We start from the raw sequence: 5,388 nt of genomic DNA, 5'->3' as shown, positions 1-5,388 counted from the left end.
TCTTCTCCCGCTCTACGAGCGGGATCAGAATGACTCTTTTGCGTAACTTCAGTCAGTAACTGTTTATTGGAGTGATGGTCGGTGTAAAAGACGAGCCGGCGATGTCAATTCATTTTGATGAAATAAACTTGGAATGTGCGTGCGACTCACTTCCGGCGAAGCGGTCCGATTCCGAAGGAAACCTTCGGGTCGAGAAAAGTGAGTCGCACTTGCAGCCCTAGTACCCCAATGATTGTACCTGCGAAGCACAAGCATCTTTCCTCATAAATTCTTATCTTTACAATACAGTATCAATGGAATTACCCTACAAAAAAAATATAGACAAACCAATTGACCATTGCGGTATTTTCGGAATCTTTGGTCATCCGCAAGCGGCTGTAATGACTTACTACGGCTTGCAAGCGCTCCAACATCGGGGTCAGGAGGGATGCGGTATCGTTACATCTGAATTCAATAAAAAAATTAATAAGAATCAATTCCACGTTCACAAAGATTTTGGTTTAGTGAACGATGTTTTTAAAGAAGAATCACTTCTCAAAAATGTTTTACGTGGCAAATCTGCTGTCGGGCACGACCGCTATTCGACAGCGGGTTCGGCTTACAACAAACAGAATATCCAACCTCTAACGGTAAATTATCGCAACGGAAATTTAGCAATCTCGCATAATGGAAATATCACAAACTTCCGAAAAATCAGAAAAGAGTTGCAGGATTCAGGAACAATCTTTCAAACTACTTCAGATACAGAAATTGTACTGCATCTGATTGCACGCAGCCGCGAGCAGGACCAAATAAATCAAGTATTAGATGCACTCAATCAAATCGAGGGGGCATTTTCTTTTGTCATTTTAATGGATGGTAAAATGATAGCTGCCCGCGACCCTTATGGCTGGCGGCCGCTGAATGTTGGAAAAGTAGATGGTGCTTTCGTCGTGGCATCCGAAACCTGTGCCTTCGATATTATCAACGCTGAATACATCGGCGAAGTTATGCCTGGTGAAATTCTCGTGTTCGACGAAGAAGTGATAAAATCTGGTGTGCCAAAAGCATTCCACTTAAAAAACAAACCGCCCAAACCGCATTATTGTATCTTCGAGTATATTTATTTTTCGCGTCCCGATAGTTATGTGTTCGGCGAAAGTGTTGATAGAATCCGTCGCCGCCTCGGTAAAATTTTAGCAGAAGAAAATCCCGTAATCGCTTCAAGTCCAGATGACCGAATCGTTGTTATCAATGTTCCTGATTCGAGCAACACGGCAACACTTGGTTTTGTAAGCCGCAGTAATAAAATGGGTAATCTGACTAAATACGAGATTGGTTTAATTCGCAGCCATTATGTCGGCAGGACATTCATCCAACCTGATCAGGACGTCCGAGAAATAAAAGTAAAAACGAAATTCAACAAAGTAAAAGGCGTTTTAAAAAATAAGATTGTAGTTGTGGTTGACGATTCAATTGTCCGAGGCACAACCTCCAAGCAATTAGTCAAGCTCATTCGTGAAGCCGAGCCCAAACAAGTTCACTTCAGGGTTACAGCTCCGCCAATCCGTTTCCCTTGCTACTACGGTATGGATTTTCCGGAACCGAATGAGTTGATTGCAAATCAGTGCGATGGTGATATTGAAAAGATTCGGCAAGAATTAGGTGTCGATACTTTAGGTTACTTGTCGCTGGATGGATTATTAAAATCTGTTCCGAAAGAGAACGGCGAGTGGTATTGTACAGCTTGTTTCAGCGGCGATTACCCAGTTGAGATCGATAAAAATTTTGATAAAGATGAATTGGATTTAGGATTTTAGATTTCAGTGAACAAAAATTTTAATATATCTAATACCTTGAGCGTTTTGCGGATAGTGCTTGTTATCCCGATATCACTTTTGTTGTTAAACGGCGAAGGATCATCCAAGTATATCGCTTTAACGTTAATCGCAGTAGCGATAGCGAGCGATTGGTTCGATGGTTATTTTGCACGTAAGTATAATCAGGTCAGCGATTTAGGAAAAATATTAGACCCATTAGGCGATAAAATTGCAATTGGAGTTATTGCTGTAATTTTGGTTATTCAAGCGGCCGTTCCTTTGTGGTTGATGGTTGCCTTTATATTACGGGATATTTTGATACTCGCAGGCGGTTTGTATATGAAAAAGGTAAAAAATATTTTACCTCAATCAAATATCGCCGGTAAAATAACAGTTGGTATAATCTCAGTTTATCTGCTTCTTTCTATTCTGCGTTACGATGAGCTTCAAACCGTTACTGGAGTTTTTCTTTTTTTAAGTTTGGCATTTATGATTCTCTCTTTTGTTTTATACGTTATTAATTTTTTAAATATCATCTATAGAAAGGTTTAATTTTTGTAATGGGATTTTTTGATAAGTTCAAATTTAGTCGTCTCAAAGAAGGTCTCACCAAGACACGTGAAAATATAATAGCAAAAGTTCAAAAACTCATCACAAGTAAAAGTAAAATTGATGATGAACTGTTAGATAATTTAGAGGAGATATTGCTATTAGGTGATGTAGGAATTTCCACGACACATAAAATCATTAATAACATAAAAGCGAGAGTGAAGCAGGAACGGTACGAAAATTCGACTGAATTAGACAGATTACTGCGTGAAGAAATTCAAAACATGCTTTTGAACGGGAACGGAAGCAACGAGACGCCATTCGTTATTTCACACACTCAAAAACCGCATGTAATTATGATTGTGGGAGTAAACGGTGTAGGCAAAACAACAACTATCGGAAAGTTAGCTTACAACTACAAAACGGCGGGTAAAAAAGTTTTAATTGCGGCGGCGGATACTTTTCGGGCGGCGGCGAACGAGCAGCTTGAAATTTGGGCAAAACGTGCCGGCGTTGATATTATTCAACAAGTTCATGGAGCCGATCCGGCTGCCGTTGCCTACGATTCGTTAAAATCGGGAATTGCAAACAATGTAGATGTTATGATTATAGATACCGCAGGTCGTCTTCATACCAAAATCAACTTGATGGAAGAATTGAAGAAAATAAAGCGCGTGTTACAAAAATTAATGCCCGAAGCTCCGCATGAAGTTTACCTTGTTTTGGATGCGACAACCGGACAGAATGCAATTCAACAAGCAAAACAATTTACTGCCGCCGTCGGTATAACAGGACTTGTACTAACAAAATTGGATGGAACAGCGAAAGGCGGAGTTGTAATTGCGGTTAGTCAAGAGCTTGACATTCCAGTAAAATTTATTGGGGTCGGCGAAACGATTGAAGATTTGCAGCCCTTCGATAAGAATGCCTTCGTGAATGCTTTGTTTGAGAAAACCGAAAATATTTGAAAAATGCCAAACAAAATTAACATATTATCTGAAAATCTTGCAAGCAAAATTGCAGCAGGCGAGGTCGTTCAACGCCCTGCATCTGTTGTTAAAGAACTTCTCGAAAATTCGATTGATGCCGGCGCTTCTAAAATAACTGTTATAATAAAAGAAGGGGGCAAAAGCTTAATTCAAATTATTGATGACGGCTGCGGTATGAGTGAAGCAGATGCATCGGTGGCTTTTTACAGACACTCGACCAGTAAGATTTCAACACTCGAGGATTTAGAAAACATCCGCACGCTTGGGTTTCGCGGCGAGGCATTAGCTTCCATTGCAGCGATGTCGCAAGTTGAATTGATTACCAGAACCGATGACGACGACGTTGCCACAAAAATACGGATCGAAGGTATCGAAATAAAAGAAAATTCAAAAGAAGCAATGGAACGGGGAACATCAGTAACTGTAAGAAATCTTTTTTTTAACACACCCGCTCGTAGAGAATTTTTAAAAAACAACAGCGTCGAGTTTAAAAACATCTTCGATGTTGTTGTCCGAATAGCTCTGTCGCATCCCTACATACAATTTAAATTCATCAGCGGCGAGGAGACTGTGTTCAATCTTCAATCAAATAAAATTGAAGAACGAATCCGGGATATCTTCGGCAATAAAGTTCACGATGCTATTCTTCCCGCTATAAGTAACACCGATTCTCCTTATTATTTGGAGTTGAATGTTATGGGATTTATCACTAAACCTGATTTCGCAAAGAAAACCCGTGTCGATCAATTTCTTTTTCTGAATAATCGCTACATTGTAAGCCGAAGTTTGAACCACGCAGTTTTTCAGGCATACGAGCATCTCATCGAAAAGGGGAGTTTCCCGTTTTTTGTTTTGTTTATAAATATCAATCCGAATAAAGTGGATGTAAACGTTCACCCATCGAAGATGGAAGTAAAATTTAAGGAAGAGCGGAGTGTTTATCATCTCATTAATTCGACAGTACGGAATACTCTTTCTACAAACAATCTAATCCCTTCAATTCAATTTCATACTGAAAGTATTGATACCGGCAGATTTCCTGAATATGTGCCTCATCCGAATAGTTCATTCCAGTTTCAGAGGCGCACTACCGATAGCAATGCACCGATATTTTCTGCACGGGGAGATATTCAAAACATTTATACAAAAACTGATTACGAAAAACCGTCTGAACAACCTTCCCAATCTACTGTACCACAAATATATTTTCAAGTTCATAATCGGTACATCATAATTCCTATCGAGGAAGGTGTAATGATTGTTGACCAGCACGCGGCACACGAGCGGATATTATACGAGAAAGCAGTATCAAGTTTTAGCGAAACAAACAATCGTTCACAGCAACTTCTTTTTCCACACACAATAGAGTTATCGGCGGGCGATTTTACGATTGTCAATGAATTAATTCCTAATTTAGAAAAATTAGGTTTTCAAGTGAAAGCGTTTGGAAAAAATACGGTGGTGATGGAAGGTGTGCCTTTAGATGTAAAATCGGGGCAGGAAAGTTTAATACTGCAGGAAATTGTGGATCTTTACAAGGAGAACGAGCATCAACAAAAATTAGAACCGCGCGATAATCTGGCAAAATCGTTTGCGTGTAAAGCGGCAATAAAGTTTGGTGATGCGATGAATCAAGCTGAAATGCGTTCGCTGATTGAGCAGTTGTTTTCAACTCAAGTGCCCTATGTATGCCCGCACGGCAGACCCGCAATTATTAAGCTAACATTGAGCGAGTTAGGAAAACGGTTTGGAAGAAATGTTTGACGATAAGTGTCTCCATAGGAGACTAATGTTTGTAGTAAGGGAAGAAAAATGATTCCCCGACCCCGGAGGGGTCGAATGTTTTATATGGGAACATACCACTCCTCTGGAGTGGAAATATATTGTTTTCCTCTACAGCTACAGACATACAAGTCCTACGGACTTGCACCAGAGAGATAAATAATAATAAAATATAAGCTACTATGCAGAGTGAATATCCTACATAATACAATATAGAAACGATATCAGAAAAATGGGTGCTACATTGTTGCAAACATGCAAATGACTCC

At 39.7% G+C, this 5,388-nt stretch carries 4 protein-coding genes; all 4 read left to right on the top strand.

Going from position 1 to position 5,388, the window contains the following annotated elements; all coding sequences use genetic code 11:
• Nucleotides 1–293 precede the first annotated feature (293 nt).
• Genes purF through mutL form a run of 4 tightly spaced genes read left to right on the top strand, consistent with a single transcriptional unit; the run spans nucleotide 294 to nucleotide 5,101 of the window.
• Entirely contained in the window at nucleotides 294–1,799 is a 1,506-nt protein-coding gene (purF, locus tag QME58_04945) for an amidophosphoribosyltransferase (GenBank protein MDI6803178.1), read from the top strand.
• Nucleotides 1,800–1,805: 6 nt separating this feature from the next.
• The gene (locus QME58_04940) at nucleotides 1,806–2,351 is read left to right on the top strand and encodes a CDP-alcohol phosphatidyltransferase family protein (GenBank protein ID MDI6803177.1); all 546 of its coding nucleotides are present in this window, start codon (nucleotides 1,806–1,808) and stop codon (nucleotides 2,349–2,351) included.
• A gap of 8 nt (nucleotides 2,352–2,359) precedes the next feature.
• Entirely contained in the window at nucleotides 2,360–3,316 is a 957-nt protein-coding gene (gene ftsY, locus QME58_04935; GenBank protein ID MDI6803176.1) for a signal recognition particle-docking protein FtsY, read from the top strand.
• A gap of 3 nt (nucleotides 3,317–3,319) precedes the next feature.
• Nucleotides 3,320–5,101 carry a DNA mismatch repair endonuclease MutL gene (mutL, locus tag QME58_04930; protein ID MDI6803175.1) on the top strand — a complete coding sequence of 594 codons (1,782 nt, stop codon included), beginning with the start codon at nucleotides 3,320–3,322 and terminating at the stop codon, nucleotides 5,099–5,101.
• Nucleotides 5,102–5,388 lie beyond the last annotated feature (287 nt).

The organism is Bacteroidota bacterium (assembly GCA_030017895.1).
GTDB lineage: Bacteria > Bacteroidota > Ignavibacteria > UBA10030 > BY39 > JASEGV01.
Note: the sequence above shows the minus strand (reverse complement) of the source record. Positions and strands in the feature narration are given on the sequence as shown.